Origin of the sequence: Microbacterium protaetiae (genome assembly GCF_004135285.1) — a bacterium.
Classification (GTDB): domain Bacteria; phylum Actinomycetota; class Actinomycetes; order Actinomycetales; family Microbacteriaceae; genus Microbacterium; species Microbacterium protaetiae.
Genome location: NZ_CP035494.1, coordinates 3,073,262 through 3,089,844, shown reverse-complemented (window position 1 = coordinate 3,089,844; position 16,583 = coordinate 3,073,262). Strand labels below are relative to the sequence as shown.

General features: G+C 70.0%; 12 protein-coding genes. 6 read left to right on the top strand and 6 right to left on the bottom strand.

Annotated features, from left to right (window positions below):
- Positions 1–549: 549 nt before the first annotated feature.
- Complete coding sequence (locus tag ET475_RS14275; RefSeq protein ID WP_129391693.1) at positions 550–2,316, bottom strand: ATP-dependent helicase; 1,767 nt, start codon at positions 2,314–2,316, stop codon at positions 550–552.
- Positions 2,313–3,239: an NAD(+) diphosphatase gene (gene nudC / locus ET475_RS14270; protein WP_129391690.1), complete on the bottom strand. Its 927-nt coding sequence runs from the start codon at positions 3,237–3,239 to the stop codon at positions 2,313–2,315. The genes ET475_RS14275 and nudC overlap by 4 nt, the downstream gene beginning before the upstream one ends.
- 62 nt (positions 3,240–3,301) lie before the next feature.
- On the opposite strand from nudC, the gene ET475_RS14265 reads away from it, so the two are divergent.
- A complete protein-coding gene (locus ET475_RS14265) occupies positions 3,302–4,540 on the top strand; it encodes a phosphotransferase (RefSeq protein ID WP_129391674.1) in 1,239 nt (412 codons plus the stop codon).
- A 1-nt stretch (position 4,541) separates the two neighbouring features.
- On the opposite strand, the gene ET475_RS14260 is transcribed toward ET475_RS14265, so the two are convergent.
- The gene (locus ET475_RS14260; protein ID WP_129391671.1) at positions 4,542–7,820 is read right to left on the bottom strand and encodes an ATP-dependent helicase; all 3,279 of its coding nucleotides are present in this window, start codon (positions 7,818–7,820) and stop codon (positions 4,542–4,544) included.
- Complete coding sequence (locus tag ET475_RS14255) at positions 7,817–10,960, bottom strand: ATP-dependent helicase (protein ID WP_129391668.1); 3,144 nt, start codon at positions 10,958–10,960, stop codon at positions 7,817–7,819. Before ET475_RS14255 ends, ET475_RS14260 begins: the two co-directional genes overlap by 4 nt.
- Positions 10,961–11,101: 141 nt before the next feature.
- Here ET475_RS14255 and ET475_RS14250 point away from each other — a divergent pair, with 141 nt between their 5' ends.
- Together ET475_RS14250 and ET475_RS14245 are read left to right on the top strand one after the other, a co-directional pair.
- Positions 11,102–11,326 (top strand): DUF3107 domain-containing protein, encoded by a 225-nt coding sequence (locus ET475_RS14250; RefSeq protein WP_129391665.1) that lies wholly within the window; start codon positions 11,102–11,104, stop codon positions 11,324–11,326.
- A complete protein-coding gene (locus ET475_RS14245) occupies positions 11,326–11,616 on the top strand; it encodes a hypothetical protein (RefSeq protein WP_129391662.1) in 291 nt (96 codons plus the stop codon). The genes ET475_RS14250 and ET475_RS14245 overlap by 1 nt, the downstream gene beginning before the upstream one ends.
- Positions 11,617–11,625: 9 nt before the next feature.
- Here the strand turns inward: ET475_RS14245 and ET475_RS14240 are convergent, their stop codons facing one another.
- On the bottom strand, positions 11,626–12,339 hold the full coding sequence (locus ET475_RS14240) for a ferritin-like fold-containing protein (protein ID WP_129391659.1): 714 nt from the start codon (positions 12,337–12,339) through the stop codon (positions 11,626–11,628).
- Between the two features lie 176 nt (positions 12,340–12,515).
- On the opposite strand from ET475_RS14240, the gene ET475_RS14235 reads away from it, so the two are divergent.
- The gene (locus ET475_RS14235) at positions 12,516–14,018 is read left to right on the top strand and encodes a DEAD/DEAH box helicase (RefSeq protein WP_129391656.1); all 1,503 of its coding nucleotides are present in this window, start codon (positions 12,516–12,518) and stop codon (positions 14,016–14,018) included.
- 29 nt (positions 14,019–14,047) lie between these two features.
- On the opposite strand, the gene ET475_RS14230 is transcribed toward ET475_RS14235, so the two are convergent.
- Positions 14,048–14,908 (bottom strand): PHP domain-containing protein, encoded by an 861-nt coding sequence (locus ET475_RS14230; protein ID WP_129391653.1) that lies wholly within the window; start codon positions 14,906–14,908, stop codon positions 14,048–14,050.
- A gap of 64 nt (positions 14,909–14,972) precedes the next feature.
- On the opposite strand from ET475_RS14230, the gene ET475_RS14225 reads away from it, so the two are divergent.
- Together ET475_RS14225 and ET475_RS14220 are read left to right on the top strand one after the other, a co-directional pair.
- Positions 14,973–15,992, top strand: coding sequence for an endonuclease/exonuclease/phosphatase family protein (locus ET475_RS14225; RefSeq protein ID WP_129391650.1), 1,020 nt, complete (start codon positions 14,973–14,975; stop codon positions 15,990–15,992).
- A gap of 46 nt (positions 15,993–16,038) precedes the next feature.
- Positions 16,039–16,539, top strand: coding sequence for an adenylyltransferase/cytidyltransferase family protein (locus ET475_RS14220; RefSeq protein WP_207205358.1), 501 nt, complete (start codon positions 16,039–16,041; stop codon positions 16,537–16,539).
- Positions 16,540–16,583 lie beyond the last annotated feature (44 nt).

Here is a 16,583-nt window from a genome sequence, read left to right as displayed (position 1 = left end):
GCTGGCAGCAGCGCATGATCAGCGAGCTCGAACGTGGTTTTCCGGACTCGGCGCTCGACCCCGTCGCCATCGCTCTTGGGGGGACCGCATCGCGAGCGCGCTCGCTGCTTGCGCAGCTCGCCCCCGCATTGCGGCCACCTCCGCGATCGGGTCCGCCCGCGGTGACTCTGCGGGCGCTGGGCACCGATGTCGTTCTGGCCGCGCACGAGGTGGCTCGCGGATTGCGCGAAGCCGGGGTCGAACTGGTCGACGACACGGTCCCGACGGCCACGGCGCTGCTGGTCGCGGCCCATGTCGTCGATCCCGCCGCCATCCGACCGCTGATGCGCGCCGACATCCCTCATCTGGCCGTCGTGCTGCACGGCGACAGCCTGACGATCGGGCCGCTGGTACGACCCGGGGTGACCGCCTGCCTGCAGTGTGTCGAAGCAGCCCGGAACGACGTCGATCCGGCATGGCCCGCGCTGGCGGCACAGCTGCTCACCGCTGCGGCCCCGCCCTCGCCGCGAGGGCTCAACGTGGAGGCGGGCCTGGTTGCCGCGCGACTGCTCAGCGAGTCTGCCGCGCCGGACGGCTCCGCCGGCTCGGTGACTGTGTTCGCGGGCTCGATGCGCCGGCGTTGGCGGATGCATCGACCGCACGCAGACTGTGGTTGCCGATTTCCTGCAGAAAGCGCGAGGGCGATCTCTGCGCCCGTGACGCGTTCCCCCGAGACCAAGACATCGACAGCGATCGCGCAGCCCGCGTGATGCCGACATATGCCAGTCGTCGCTCTTCGTCCACCTGCTCGAAGGTCGTGGCGTACGAGATCGGCAGCAGCCCCTCGCTGACGCCCACCAGGTGCACGTGATCCCACTCCAGTCCCTTCGCCGCGTGCAGGGTGGCCAGGGTCACCGTGCGCATCGCAGGTTCGTGCTGGTCTTTGGCGCGCGCCAACAGCTCGTCGGTGAACACACGCAGGCTCGTACCCTCGGGAGCCTCTTCGGCCAGTCGCAGCAGCGCACGGCGCGCCTCCCAGGCGTCGCGCAGGGCCCCGCCTGCCGGCGGGGGTTCTTCGGTGAGTCCGAGGGAACGCAACACGTCGCGCACCGCGGTGAGAAACCCCCCTGACAGGGGAGCCACTGATGCTCCCCGCAGCGCCAGCACAGCCTGGCGCACCTCGGGCATGTCGAAGAAGCGTCGACCACCCAGCACGGTCGTGGGCACCTGTTCATCGGCGAGGGCACGAATCAGCTCGGCCGACTGCGCGTGCGCGCGGTACAGCACCGCGATGCGCCGCGGATCGGTGCCCTCGCGCACCTGGGCGGCCACGGATGCCGCCACCCCGCGGGCCTCGGCGACATCGTCGTCGTATGCGGCCGCGACGGGCACCGGACCGGGTGCGGCATCCGTCGCCGCCTGCAGACGCAGCGCCCCGGGACGGCCCCGCATGAGCTCGTTGGCCACCCCGAGGATCGCCGCATCACTGCGGTAGCTCGTCTCCAGGCGCACCACCCGCGCATCGGGATACCGGGAGCCGAAATCGAGCAGATACGATGCATCGGCACCGGCGAACGAATAGATGGTCTGGCTCGCGTCGCCCACCACGCACAGGTCACGCCGATCGCCCACCCACAGCTGCAACAGGTGGTGCTGCAGCGGCGAAACGTCCTGGAACTCGTCGACGGTGAAGTGCCGGTACTGCTCGCGCACCTCGGCGGCCACGCGCGGCTCTGCCTCGAGCATTCCGGCGCAGGCCAGCAGCACGTCTTCGAAGTCGAGCTGGCGCCGTTCGTCTTTGAGCTTCTCATAGGCGCCTTGCAGGTCGACCACGCGATCGACGCTGAGCCGGCCCACACCCTGCGGGCGCGCCTTCGCGTATGCGTCGATGGAGCGCATCGTCACCTTGCGCCACTCGATCTCGCTCGCGACATCCCGCAGCGTCGGCGTGTCCAGACGAAGGCCGATGCCGTCGGCGGCATGTGCGAGCAGCCGCACTTTGTTGTCGGCGATGGCCGGAGCGGTATCGCCGGCGACGGTGGGCCAGAAGTAGTTCAGCTGCGAGAGCGCCGCCGCATGGAAGGTGCGCGCCGCGACGCCGGCGACGCCGAGGGCACGCAGACGTCCCCGCATCTCGCCGGCGGCCTTGGAGGTGAACGTCACCGCCATGACCCGGTTCGGCGAGTACGCGCCGGTGTCGACGCCATGCGCGATGCGGTGGATGATGACGCGGGTCTTTCCGGTTCCGGCCCCCGCCAGCACGCACACCGGCCCGCGCAGAGCCGTCGCCGCCTCTCGCTGCCGCTCGTCGAGACCTTCCAGCGCGCGCTCGCTCATGCGCTCTCCGCATACCACTCGGCGATGAGGCTGTGCGCAATCGAGGCCCGCCCGGGCAGCAGCAGCCGATCGTCGGCGGGGGCGGCCTCCCGACGCCCCAGGGCTTCACCGATCTCGGTGCGGGTGAACCAGCGCAGCGCGGCGATCTCCTCACCGTCTGCGTGCGCCTGCGCGTCGTCGACGGCTCGTGCGCGAAAACCCAGCATGAGGGAGCGCGGGTACGGCCACGGTTGCGACCGCCGGTACTGCACGTCGTGCACACGCACCCCCGCCTCTTCGAACAGCTCGCGCTCCACAGCGGCCTCGGCCGATTCGCCGGCCTCGACGAAGCCTGCGAAGCACGAGAACCGGTTGGCGCCCCACAGCGTGTTCGACCCCAACAACAGCCGGTGGGGCGACGCAGCGCTGGTGACCGCGACGATGACGGCCGGGTCGGTGCGCGGAAAATGCTCGGTGCTGCAGTTCGCGCACTGTCGCGACCACCCTGCGCTGCGCACCTGGGTGGCCGCACCGCAGCGAGGGCAGTATACGGAGTCGCCCAACCAACGGCCCAGGGCTATAGCCATCGCCAGTATGTCGGCGTCAACGGGTGAGAGCGCACCGCCCACCGTTCGCAGCGACGCCCAGGTGCCTTCGGAGCCTTCGTGCGCCTCGACCCGGGCCAGCAGCAGTGCCGCGCCGTCGTCGGCGCGGCCGAGGAACGCCCAGGCGGCATCGACGGGCGCTTGGTCGGCACGCGACCACCGCAGCCGCAAGGCGGAGTCGCCGCTCACCTCGACGCGATCACCGCGTACCACCAGCACGCGGGTGGTCGGGTCCGAACGCAGCCGCGGGATCAGAGCGTCATCAGCGCGTTCGGCCGCGCTGCGATCAACAAGGGCGCGACCCGTGACGCGCGCGTGCGTGTCTGCATGTGCCGTCATCGATACCTCCGTGCCGGGCGTGGCGACGCACCCGGTCGCCCGGCCCGACCTACCCTGGGGGCATGGCACGTTCACCCCTCACTCTAGCGGCGACAGTGACCTCAGCCTGGCCCGGAGCGAACGTCGTCGACGTGCGTGCGCTCAGCGAAAACGCGGCCGGTAGGTTCGATTCGGCCGTCGCCTCACTCGCCGATGGCTCACGTGTGGTGGTGCGGGTGGCCACCGATGCCGACGCCTCGGCCGAGCTCGACGCCGAGGCCCGCGCCCTGACCGCGCTCACCAGCGGCGTGCGCGCACTGCTGCCGTTCCGCGCGCCGGTTCTGCACGGTCGTGCCACACAGGACGGGCACACCGCGGTAGTCGTCGACTTCCTCGACGGCTACCGCGTGGATGCCGCGCACGTACCCTCCGGCCGCGGGGTGGCCACCTCGCTGGGCTCGGCCATCGCCGCCGTTCATGCTCTTCCCGAATCCGTCGCGCGGGCCGAAGACCTGCCTCAGCGCACTGCCGCGCAAGCCCGCGACGACGTATCGCGGCTGCTGGATCGCGTGGCGGCGAGCCACCGCGTGCCGGTCTCGCTGCTGTCTCGGTGGTCGCGGGCACTGGCCTCGGATCGGCTGTGGCGATTCGAACCGGTGCTCACGCTCGGGGGAACAACGGCGGATGCTTTCGTGTTCGAGAACCGCCTCGGCATCCCGACCGTCACAGGTCTGCTGAGCTGGCAGGGGTTGAGCGTGGGCGACCCGGCGCTCGATGTGCGCTGGCTCTCTTCAGCACCCGAGGGCGCCGAGGATGTGCTCAACGCGTACCTGGCCGGAAGCGTGCGCACCCCCGACGCGGCCCTGCGCATCCGTGCGCGCCTGTACGCCGAACTCGAGTTCGCGAAGTGGCTCGTGCACGGGCACGAGATCGGCGACGACGGGATCGTCGACGACGCCGAGGGCCTTCTCACGTCGCTCGCCGACACCGTCGTCGATGACGATCTGCTCGCCGAGGACGACCTCGACGTCGACGAGGCGATCGCGCTGATCGGCCGGTTGGCCGCCCCCTCCGCCTCCGACGTCGACACCTCGATGCAGACCGATGCATACGACGCGAGCGACACTTCGTTCTTCGCCGACGACGGCATCGTCGGCGACGACAGCGCTGACGCATCGGATCAGGAGGCGACAGCCCCCCTGCAGTTCTCTGCGTGGGTCGCCGACGGCGCCGACGATGACGACACCGCGCAGCGCGACCCTGACGCTGCCGAGGCCGGCCGCGCCGCAGAAGCCGCACTGCGCCGCTGGGCGTCATCCTGACTCATCCGCGCACGATCAGGTCGTGCGCGAGGTAGAACAGCGTGACATCGATCCGGTCCAACGGCACACCGTGCTTGGCGTGGTAGGCCCGACGGTAGAGCTGCAGCTGCAGCAGCCGCGCTTCACGCTCCGCATCGTCGCGCGGCGCGGCTCCCGTCTTCCAGTCGACGATCTCAATGCGCTCGCCCCGCCGGTAGACGGCGTCGAGCTTGCAGATGGCCAGGTGCGGGGTGCCGTCGAGATCGGTGAAGGGAAAGTCGATCTCTGTCTCCACCTCCAGTGGCGCCAGTTCGGCCCACTCCGAGCGCTCGAACGCCTCCTGCAGGCTGCGCAGCGCCGCGGCATCCGCATCGGCCGTCGCTTCGTCCGCCGACTCCCACAGGGCATCGTCGAGCGACCCCGCGGCGCCGACGAGCCCCGAGCGATGCTCGACCCAGGCGTGGAAGAGCGTGCCCAACCGCGTCTGCCGGTAGGGGCGCTCGGGCATCGGCCGGGCGATCGCGGCCACCGTGCCCGCGTAGTCGGCGACGAAGTCCTTATACCGCGAGGCGGGGATGCGCACCGGAGCAGTCGCAGCGGCCGGACGGCCGCGCGCGGCCCGCTCGGCCAGCAGAAGGGTGAGGTCATCGTCGGCGGCAACCGGGTCAGCCCGCTGTGCGACCCGCACGGCGGCGGCCGCGTTCTCGACCCGCTCCCGCCGGGTTCCCAGGGGATCCAGCGGCCAACTCAGCAGGCGGCGGCGTCCGTCGAACGGGTTCTCGCCAGGCGCACGGTCGGGCAGAGCGATGTCGAGGGCCTCGGCGATCTCGACCAGGAACGGACTGTGCCCGCGCGGCTTGACGGTGCCCGCCCATGGTGAGGCCGTCAGCAGCAGGTGATCGCGGGCGCGGGTGACGGCCACGTAGGCGAGCCGGCGGTCTTCGTCGACCTGACGGCGGCGGTTCTGCTCTTCGAACCGCTCGATGGCCTGCTTCAGCTCTTGCTGGGTCTGTGCCGTCTGCCACCCCAGCACCGGCAGCCACTGGGCATCGCCGCGGAACTCGTACGGAAGGATCCCGAAGCCCAGCCAGCCCGCCTTGTCTTTGGGCGCGGTCGGAAGTTCGGATTCGACCATCCGAACGACGGCGACGGCATCCCACTCCAGCCCCTTCGAGCCGTGGATGGTCAGCAACTGGACCACGTCGTCTTCGGGCGGCTCGGTGCGCGGCGCGAACTCGTCGAGCTGCTCGGCATGATCCAGCCACGCCAGCAGAGAGGGCAACGACCCGGTCTCGTCGGCTGCCAGAAACGCATGCACCTCGTCAAGGAACGCGCGCAGCTGGGCCGAGGCGATGCGTGCCGGCCCCCGCGCCTCGTTCGCGGCCAGTTCGACATCGAGGCGAAGCTCGAGTTCGATCATCCGCACAAGTTCGGCGATCGGCTGCGACGCCGACTGCCGCAGCCCGGCGAACACCGCGGCGGCTTCGCGCAGCCGCTCTCGTGCTGACGCGGTGAATCCGGCGAGCCATCCGTGGTCATCGGGCACGCGCAGAACGAAATCGAGTGCGTCGATCAGCGACCCTTGCTCGTCGCCCGACGACGTGCGGATCCGCTCAGACACCTCGGGGGTCAGCCGCTGCAGCGCCGCATCGTGCTCGCTGATCCGCCGGGCCAGCTGCGCCAGCACCCGCAGATCGGCGAGCCCTATCCGCCAGCGGGGACCCACCAGCAGCCGGATGAGGGCTGAGCCCGCGCGCGGGTCGCAGATCACGCGCAGCGCGCTGACGACGTCGACGACCTCGGGCGTGGACAGCAGTCCCCCGAGCCCCAGGATGCGATGCGGGATGCCGCGCACGGCCAACGCGTCCGCGAAGCGCACCATGTGCTTCTTGCTGCGGAACAGAACGGCGCCGGTCGTGGAGCGACCTTCGACGGCACGACGGGCACGCACGTTCTCGAACCACTCGGCGACCCGTTGCGCCTCGGTCTCGACGTCGTCTTCCACGGCGATCTCGACCGCCCCGCGCGGCGCCTGAGGCCGGGCCACGAGCTCACCCACGGGAATCGGACTCGAGGCCGCCAGCGGCGTGAGCACCGCGCCGGCGGCCGACAGCACGCGTGCGCTGTTGCGCCAGCTGGTCATCAGCGAATACCGGCCCGCCGCACCGTCGGGGGCGAACGCGCTCTGAAAGCCGCCGAGGTTTCCCGCGCTGGCGCCGCGCCATCCGTAGATGGCCTGGTGCGGGTCGCCGACGGCCATCACCGTCGCTCCGGCGAAAAGTCCCGACAGCAGTCGGGTCTGCACGACCGAAGTGTCCTGGTACTCGTCCAGCAGCACCACCCGATACCGACCCCGCAGCTCAGCAGCCACCGCCGGATGGGAGTCGACGACTTCGAGAGCCCCGGCGACCTGATCAGAGAAGTCGAGCACGCCCAGCCGCCGCTTCTGCACCGCGTACTCCCGCGCCAACTCGACCAGGATCTCGAGGGCGTCGACATTCGTCGACGCCGAGGCGACACCGGCGTAGACGGTCGTTCCTTTTCGCGTGGAGGGCGCCTCGAGCACGCGGCGGAACCGGGCCGGGAAGGCGGCGAGCTGGTCGAGGTCGACGAGGTTGTCGACGGCGTCGCGGGCGATGCGCAGGGCGGCATCGATGACAGTCCGCGGGGCGCGGTCGATGTTCTCCAGCCGTTCGTCGTCGCAGCCGAACACGACCCGGCGCATGAGCAGCCACGCCGCCGTCTCGCTCATCACGACCGCCTCGGGGTCACGTCCGATTCGCACCGCGTGCTCCCGCACGATCGAATCGGCGAAGCTGTTGTAGGTGGCCACCGTCGGCCGATGCAGCAGGGTTTCGTCGTCGCCGACAGCCGGCTCGGCGCCGATCCGTTCGGCGAGGTCGGCCATGGCCTTCCGCCGTGCGCGATCCGAGCCCCCGTCACGTTCGAGGTCGGCGAACACCTGCAGCGCGCCGTCGGCGTGCAGCCGGGGCAGGTGCGGCAGAAGACCTTTCCGCTCGAACTCTGCGAGGCGTGCCAGCCGGCGCTGGATGCGCTCGGCCAGTTCGCCGGCGGCCTTGCGGGTGAAGGTGAGGCCGAGCACCTGATCACGTCGGACGATGCCGTTGGCCACGAGCCAGACGACGCGGGCCGCCATCGTCTCGGTCTTTCCGCTGCCGGCGCCGGCGACCACCAGCGCGGGAGCCAACGGCGACGCTATCACTTCGGCCTGCTCGGCCGTCGGGGCGAACTGCCCGAGCGCGGCCGCGATGAGGCCGGGGGTCAGCAGTGGCGCGCTCACGACGCGCTCACCACCCCGATGGTGTGGATGCGGCACAGCCCGTGACTGTGCTCATCGCGGCAGTGCTCTTCGAACGGGGCCGTGAAGCGCGCCGCCTGCATCACCTCCACCGCCGCGCGCACCCGTTCCGTGAAGGCGACGCGGGTCTGATCATCGAAGGGCGGCTGCCAGGGCTCGGCGTACTCCTTGCCCTTGGCCGACGGCCGCAGGACCAGCAGCTTGGCGCCTCCGGGGGCGAGTCCCGACGTTCCCTCGATGGTCCCCGACTCGAAGGCGAGCTGGTAGGCGGCCAGCTGGGGGTTGTCGACGACCTTTGCATCGCTCTGCGGCTCGCTCTTGCCCGTCTTCAGGTCGACGATGACCACCCGCCCGTCGGCGGTGAGTTCGACGCGATCGATGTACCCGCTCAGCAGTGCCCGATACGGTGCATCCGCGTCGATGGCGACGGGCACCTCGAAGTGCGGCTCTGCCTCGAGCAGCCGGCCGCCGGATGCCTCGAATCGGTGCAGATACACCGACAGACGATGCACCAGGTCACGGGCCTGTCGTCGCGTGGCGCGGTCGAGCCACGGCGCGTCGAAGTCCAGTTCGCCCCACCGCTGTTCCACGATCTGCCACAGCTGCTGCTCGTCAGGGCCGGCGGCATGCTCGAGGGCCGAGTGGATGATGGTGCCCAGTCCCGCCGTCGCGCCGCCCGCGTCACCGCCGAGGTCGCCGATGACCCAGTCGAGCTGACAGGTCTCCAGCGCCGCCAGGCGCGACGGCGAGACCCGCACATCCTCCCTGTGCAGGTCGCGCAGCGGCGCGCTCGAGGTGGGGTCGGCCAGCCCGTACCACTGCAGCGGATCCGCCCCCGGCACGTCGGCGGCTGCCAGGAGCGCCAGCTGACCGGCGGCGTGTGCGCGCCGGACGCCGTCATGCACCATGCGCGGATCGGTCAGCGTGCGCCGGTGCTCACAGACCAGCCCGCGCAGCGAGAGCGGATGCTCGGCCAGATGCCCCGGCGGAGTCGGCTGTGGGAGAAGCTCGAAGAAGGCGCTGGGGCCGGTGTCATCGTCGTCGACGGCGGTGACGATCAGACGCGAGCGCGCACGCGTGACAGCGCGTGCGAAAAGCCGCAGCTCGTCGTGCATCGCCTGCCGTCGCCGGTCGAGCACATCGGGCGAGCCCGCGTCAGCCGGATCGCGCGCGATGGCGTCGGCCAGTCGCCAGGTGTCCAGCAGGCTGCCGCGCAGCCGGGTGTTGGGCCACACGCCGTCTTGCACGCCGGCGACCACGACGGTGTCGAATTCGGCCCCCAGCGCGGCGGCGGGGGTCAAGACGGCCACGGCCTCGGAACCCGCGTCAGCTTCGAGGCGGTCTTCGGCGACATCGCTGTGCAGGATGCCGCGAATGAAGATCATCGGATCATCGGCTGCGGCATCCTGTCGCTCACCGAACCTCTTGGCGGCTTGAAACAGGGCGACAACGGCATCGAGGTCGCGATCTGCCTGTTCGGCGAGCGGTCCATTGCCCCGCCTCGCCTGCGACCACACGCGCGCCAGGCCCGATCCCTCCCACACCGTCCAGAGCAGCTCGTGGGCGCTTGCGCCCAGGGCGCGCTGCTCGCGCACCCGGTGCAGCGTACGGGCGCACCGTGCTGCACGACGCGCCTCGCGCATGTCGATGAGATCGAATTCGAGAGGATGCCGCATCGCAGACAGCAGCAGCTCCTTGCCGGACCGCAGGCCCTCGGCACGCAGCTCTTCATGTCGCAGCGCGGTGCGCAGCCGCCGCAGCTGCACGGGGTCGAACCCGCCGACGACGCCGCTCAGCGCATCGGAAACGTCATCTGCCGTCCAGGCCTGCGGGTCGAGCGCGGCGAGCTCGACCACGCGCAGCAGATCTTGCACCGGGCGCAGCTCACCGAGGGCACGGCCCGGGCCGGCGGCGCGCGCGGGCACTTCACGGGCCGAGAGCTCCGCTTCCAGAGCCGCCACCTGCCGGGTGTCGTGTGCTATCACGGCGCACGCGCTCCACGGCACGTCGTGGCGCACGTGCCGCTCGCGCAGCAGACGCGCTATCACGTCGTATTCCTCAGCCGCTGAGCGCAGCAGCATGGTCTGCACTGATCCGTCGTCGTCGGCTCCTGCGGGCGGCCGTCGATGGGCGACCCCGCCGGCGGTGCCGATGTGGGCTGTCACGGTGCGCGCCAGATCGGCCTGAAAAGCAGTGCCACGGTGCACCGTGGCCAGCACGTGCCCCGCACCCAGTGCACGCTGCAGGCGGGCGAAGTTCTCGGGCGTCGCCCCGCGGAAGGCCCCCGCTCCGACATCGGGATCGCCGAACGCGAGCACCGCGACGCCCGCGGCCCGGCACGCCTCGAGCAGTTCGATGCCCCCGAGGGTGAGCTCCTGCGCGTCATCGACGAGCATCGCGCGCGGAAGCAGGCCGCGCACGGACTCATCGCCCGTGCGCACCAGCCCGACAGCCTCGCGTATCAGCCCGGCCGCGTCGCGATGCGCGCCGCGCATATCGGCGCGCACCTGCACGTACTCCCGGAAGAACGAGGCCACCGCCCCCCAGGTGTCGATGCTGAATCGCGCACCCAGTGCCGCCAGCCGATCAGGTTCGACGCCCAGGGTCGTGCATTCGGCCAGAAATGCCCGCATCTCGCTGCGGAAGCCCCTCGTCGCACGCACGTCGGCAGAAAGCCAGGCAGGCCAGCGCACGACGCCGGCGGCCTCGTCTTGCGCATCACCGTCGAGCAGATCGCGGATCAGCTGGTCTTCATCGCCCCCGGTCAGCAGCCGGGGTGGTTCGCCGCCCGCGCGCACCTGTGCGGCCCGCACCAGCCGGAAAGCGAAGGATGCCACCGAATGCGCCAACGCACCCGAGGTCGCGCGTTCGACGGCAAGCCCCAGCCGGTCGCGCAGCACAGTGGCCGTCACCCGACTCGGCGTCAGCACCAGCACATCGTCGGGCTGCCCTGCCCTTGCCAGCGCCTGCACCCGTGCGACCAGTGCAGTGGTCTTGCCGGTCCCCGGCGCGCCCACCACCGTGCCCGACGATGCCGCAGGCAGGTCGACGATCGTGCGCTGCGCGGGGTCGAGGGGGTCGACGGCGGCCAAGGCGGGCGGCGTGCGGGTGGTGCTGTCCATTGTTCTGCCACGCTAGCGCCTGACACCGACACCGGCTGCCGGCGCGTTCGCGCAGAGCGTGCGGTGCCCGAGCCGAGGTGGGGTGAGGGTGCCGTAGAGTCGTCACATACCCGCCCGAACGGCATGGAAAGGCAGTGATCCGTGGAGATCCGCATCGGCATCGTGAACACCGGACGTGAACTGAACTTCGAGAGCGACGACACGGCCGACGCCGTGCGCGCCACAGTGACCCAGGCACTCGAGTCGGGTGCTCCGCACGTCACGCTCAGCGACGCCAAGGGCAACTCCTACATCGTTCCCACCGCGGGTCTCGCGTACGTCGAGCTGGGCACCGAAGACGTGCGCAAGGTTGGATTCGTCGCCTGATGGAGATCGTCCTCGCCCTCATCTACGGGGCGGCGATCGGCGCGCTGGCGCACTTCACTGTTCCCGCACGCGACACCCGCGGCGCGGGCCTGGGCCCCATCGTGGGCGCTGTGGTCGGATGCGCCGTCTGGGCGCTGCTGACCTGGCTCGGAGTAACCACAGCCTCGGCCTGGCTGTGGCTGGCCGCCGCCTTCGTGCCGGCCGCGATCGTGTACGCGCTGTTGCCGCTGCTTGCCCGCATCCGCAACGCGCACGACGAGCGCGAGCGCAAGCGCCTGCGCATCGCCTGACGGGCCGCCTCAGGCGGTCAGTCCCATCGCCTGCATACGACGCGCGTGCGCGGCCAGCAGCTCGGTGAAGACCGGCTCGACCTGCTCGGACGCCGCCGCGTCCAGCATCCGCTCGCGCAGGGCTGCCCGCGCGATCAGGATGGTGTCACCGACCAGGCGCCTCCCCCACATCGCCAACAGCGAGCGCAACTCGTCATCGTCGGCGATGGCCTCGGCGACGAGGTCGACGATGGCCTGCCGATCATCGTCGGCTTGAAGGATGCGCGCCACCCGCGCGCCGGTCTCGCCGTAACTGTGCGAGAGGGCGTCGTAGAAATCGTCGAGCATCCCTGCCGTGATGTGCACCGACAGCATCGTCTCGTGCCGGCGCACGCCGTGCGTGGCCGCACGGAAGGCGTCCAGCGGCTCACGGAACGGCAGCATGAGCGCGGTGGGATCTCCCTCGCGCTCACGGATCAGTGCGACGATCTCCCGATGCTTGGTCAGCGCCGCACCGGCGGCCTTCGACAACGCTTCTTTGTGGGCGAGATCGGGCGTCGCGGTGATCAGTTCGCTCAGCGTCTCGAAGACGCCCAGCTGCAGATAGGCAGCCTGCCCGAGGAAGGTGTCCGCATCGGGCGCCAACGCCTCGAAGGCGACGCGAATGGCATCGCCCTGCTCGCCACGCGAGCGCAGACGCAGCACCCGCGCCGCAGGCCGGCGACCTCTGAACCACCCGAACACGCGTTACAGCCTACGGCCCTGCGCGGCGTGCCCGGGAGTCGTCAAGACCCCCTCGGGTAGACTCGTGCCGTCCCGGCGACGGATCGGGACCCCGCGCCTGGCTGACGACGAAAGGGCGTGGACCTTTTCGCACGGCGGTTCCGAACCGCCTCTGACATCAGACAGGCACATCTATCGTGACGACTTTCGCCGACCTCGGCGTGGAACAGGACATCGTTCAGGCGCTGTCCGCACGCGGCATCATCGACTCGTTCCCCATCCAGGAGCAGACCATCCCCCTGAGCCTTCCGGGCCAGGACATCATCGGCCAGGCCAAGACCGGCACCGGAAAGACCTTCGGCTTCGGCATCCCCGTCGTCCAGCGTCTCGGTCTCGATCCCGAGCCGGGGGTGAAGGCGCTGATCGTGGTGCCCACTCGTGAACTCGCGGTGCAGGTGTACGAAGACATCGACATGCTCACTTCCAACCGCGCCACCAGCGTCGTGGCCATCTACGGCGGCAAAGCCTACGAGGGACAGATCGAGCAGCTGCGCGCGGGCGCACAGATCGTCGTGGGCACCCCCGGGCGACTCATCGACCTGGCCGGGCAGCGTCTGCTCGACCTGTCGAACGCGCACGAGGTCGTGCTCGATGAGGCCGACAAGATGCTCGACCTTGGCTTCCTCCCCGACATCGAGAAGATCTTCCAGAAGGTTCCGGCGGTCCGTCACACGCAGTTGTTCTCGGCCACCATGCCCGGCCCGATCGTCGCCCTGGCCCGCCGGTTCATGTCGAGCCCGATCCACATCCGCGCCTCCGACCCCGACGAGGGCATTGCGCAGGCGAACATCCGCCACCTCGTCTACCGCGCCCACGCGCTGGACAAGGACGAGGTCATCGCACGCATCCTGCAGGCCCGCGACCGCGGCAAGACCGTCGTGTTCACGCGCACGAAGCGCGCCGCTCAGAAGCTCGTCGACGAGTTGAGCGACCGCGGCTTCAACGCGGGCGCCGTGCACGGCGACATGAGCCAAGAGGCGCGGGAGCGCTCCATGGCGGCGTTCAAAGCAGGCAAGCGCGACGTACTGATCGCCACGGAGGTCGCCGCGCGGGGCATCGACGTCGATGACGTCACGCACGTCATCAACCACACCGTGCCCGACGATGAAAAGGCGTACCTGCACCGGGTCGGACGCACCGGCCGTGCAGGCAAGACAGGCATCGCGGTGACCTTCGTCGACTGGGAAGACCTGCACAAGTGGGCCCTCATCAACCGGGCGCTGGAGTTCGGCAAGCCGGAGCCGATGGAGACGTATTCGTCCAGTCCGCACCTGTACGAAGAGCTCGACATCCCCGAGGGCACCAAGGGCCGCATAGCGACGGCGCCGCGCACGCAGTCGGTGAAGACGCAGAAGACCCCGGCACGGGCGACGGATGCCGCAGCCGAGGGCGAGGCGGGCACGAAGCGTCGTCGCCGCCGGCGCCGAGCCGACGAGCAGGACCGCGTCGGCTCTACGTTCGAGCAGGGCGAAGCCAACCCGGCCGAAGAGTCCTCCGCAGCGTCGGAGGACGTGACCGGTGACGGCGCCGGCACGCACGACGGTGCGGGCAAGGAGCATCACGACGGCAAGCCGGCTGCTGCCCGGCGTCGGCGTCGGCGGCGCCGTTCGGGCGCCGGTTCACCGACACCCGGTGCCTGAGGCCTGACGCCCGCCGTCGCCGGCGGGCTTTAGCTGTAGATCGGGGCCGTCCCCGACGCGGTGTCGATGATGCGCTGCACCATGTCGTCGCTCGTGGTGTTCTCGCCGGGCAGGTTCGGCTTGCCCGCGCCGTGATAGTCGCTTGAGCCGGTGACGATCAGAGCGCGCTCGTCGACAAGTCGCCGCAGTGTGCGCACCCCCTCCGCCCTGTTCTCGCGGTGGGCGAGCTCGAAGCCGGCCAATCCCGCATCCAGCATCCTTCGCAGAACGTCATCGGGCAGCACCCCCGCACGACCGGCGGGGTGCGCCACGATCGGCACTCCCCCGGCCCCGACCACGAGACGCACCGCGGTGACCGGATCGGGGGCGTACAGAGCGACGTAGTAGTCGCCGCGTGGATTGAGGATGCCCGAGAAGGCCTCGGTGCGATCGCGCACGTGGCCCTTGGCCACCAGCGCATCGGCGATGTGCGGACGACCCACGGTTGCGCCGTCGCGGGTATGCGCGAGGATGTCGGGCCAGCTGAGGTCGTAATCGCGCGCGATCCGATCCGCCATCGTGCGCGCCCGATCCAGACGCGAGGATCGCACCCGCGTGACCTCGGCCCGCAGCGGTGCGTCATCAGGATCGATGAGATACGCGAGCACGTGCACGCTGCGCCCGTGATAGCGCGCCGACATCTCCATGCCCGGCAGGAACGTCATACCCAGCGATGTCGCCGCCGTGGCGGCCTCGGCCCACCCGTCGGTCGTGTCATGATCGGTCAGTGCCGCGGTGCGCACTCCGTGCTCGTGCGCGGATCGCATCACCTCTGCCGGTGTTTGGGTGCCGTCGGAGCGCTCCGAGTGCAGGTGCAGATCACTCGGACCCCGAAACTGGTGGGCGGCCATGATCCGAGGGTAGCGCGGGCGCCCCGTGCGTCGATCTCACAGGCTGCTGACCTAGAGTCACCTCGTGCTTCGCCTTCTCGGGATCCTGGTGACGGTGCTGTGCGCCATCGGCGCAGCCATCCTGAGCTGGCCGCAGTTCTTCCACCTCGAACGGACCTGGCCGATCGCACAGCTCGTGGCTTTCCGCGGGATCATCGTGCTGGCCTGCGCGGCGGTGCTGGTGGTCATGCTGCTTCTCATGCTTATCCGGCCGCTGCGCGGGTTCGCGGCATCCATCGCTCTCATCGCCGTGCTGGCAGGAGCGGCCAATGCGGGGATCATCGCCTCCCGCGGGCTGGGAAACGATGCCCTGCCCGCCAAGACCTCCCAGAGCCTGCGCGTCATGACGTGGAACACCGCGGGCTCGGCCACCGACCCCGACACCATCGCTCGCACGGCCGTGGCCATGGACGCCGACATCGTGACACTTCCCGAGACCACCATCGACACCGGCGAGAAGGTGGCCATCGCGATGCGCGGGCTCGGTCATCGCATGTGGGCCTACCACACCCAGTACGGCGAGCACGGTTGGGATGCCAGTTCGACGACGGTGCTCATCTCGCCCGACCTCGGCGACTATTCCGTGGTCGAGTCCACCTCAGACGGCACCACGAACACATCGACGGTGCCCTCAGCGGTGGCCATGCCCGTCGACGGCGACGGGCCGATCATCGTGGCCGCCCACGCCGTGGCACCGCGCCAGTCGTACATGGCCAGCTGGGAGAACGACCTGCGCTGGATCGCGAATCAGTGCGCAGCAGACAACGTGATCATGGCCGGGGACTTCAACGCCGGCATCGACCACATGGCAGCCCTCGGCGTGGACGGGGCCACGATGGGCCGCTGTCACGACGCCGCCTCGGCGACGGGGACCGGGGGCGTGGGAACGTGGCCGACCGACATGCCCGCGCTGTTGGGTGCCCCCATCGACCACGTGATGGCCACGGATGCCTGGATCCCGACCGGCTCGGTGGTGCTGACCTCGCTCGACGGCAGTGGCAGCGACCACCGACCGCTCGTGGTGCAGCTTGACCGGGCGAAGTGAGGTCATCACGGCGCGCAGTGTCTGTGGCGGCCGATAAAGTTCTCACGTGCCTGATCACCGAGAAGATGCGACGACGTCCGCTGACGTGAAGAAGCCGCAGGATTTCAACCCCGGTCCGCGAGTGGGGATCACTTTCTCCACTTTCGACCTGCTGCACGCCGGTCACATCATGATGCTGGCCGAAGCCAAGCGGCAGTGCGACTACCTGATCTGCGGGCTCCAGATGGACCCGACGATCGATCGGCCGGAGAAGAACGCACCGACCCAGACCGTCGTCGAGCGCTACATCCAGCTGCGTGGCTGCCAATATGTCGATGAGATAGTGCCCTACTCGACCGAGCAAGACCTCGAAGACATCCTCCGCTCGTTCAAGCTCGACGTGCGCATCGTCGGCGACGAGTACCGCGACCGTGACTTCACCGGCCGTGCGTACTGCGAGCAACGCGGCATCGAACTGTACTTCAACGGCCGAGATCACCGGTTCTCCAGCTCGGGGCTGCGCAAGATCGTCGCTGCCCGAGAGGCCGAGCGCATCGCACGGGCGTAGCCCTGCCGCGCTCGCCGATCCGGGGTCCGCGCATGCACGACGTG

Coding starts and splice junctions, on each gene's coding strand:
- ET475_RS14275 (WP_129391693.1), bottom strand. CDS start 2,316: ATGAGCGAGCGCGCGCTGGAAGGTCTCGACGAGCGGCAGCGAGAGGCG.
- nudC (WP_129391690.1), bottom strand. CDS start 3,239: ATGACGGCACATGCAGACACGCACGCGCGCGTCACGGGTCGCGCCCTT.
- ET475_RS14265 (WP_129391674.1), top strand. CDS start 3,302: ATGGCACGTTCACCCCTCACTCTAGCGGCGACAGTGACCTCAGCCTGG.
- ET475_RS14255 (WP_129391668.1), bottom strand. CDS start 10,960: ATGGACAGCACCACCCGCACGCCGCCCGCCTTGGCCGCCGTCGACCCC.
- ET475_RS14245 (WP_129391662.1), top strand. CDS start 11,326: ATGGAGATCGTCCTCGCCCTCATCTACGGGGCGGCGATCGGCGCGCTG.
- ET475_RS14230 (WP_129391653.1), bottom strand. CDS start 14,908: ATGGCCGCCCACCAGTTTCGGGGTCCGAGTGATCTGCACCTGCACTCG.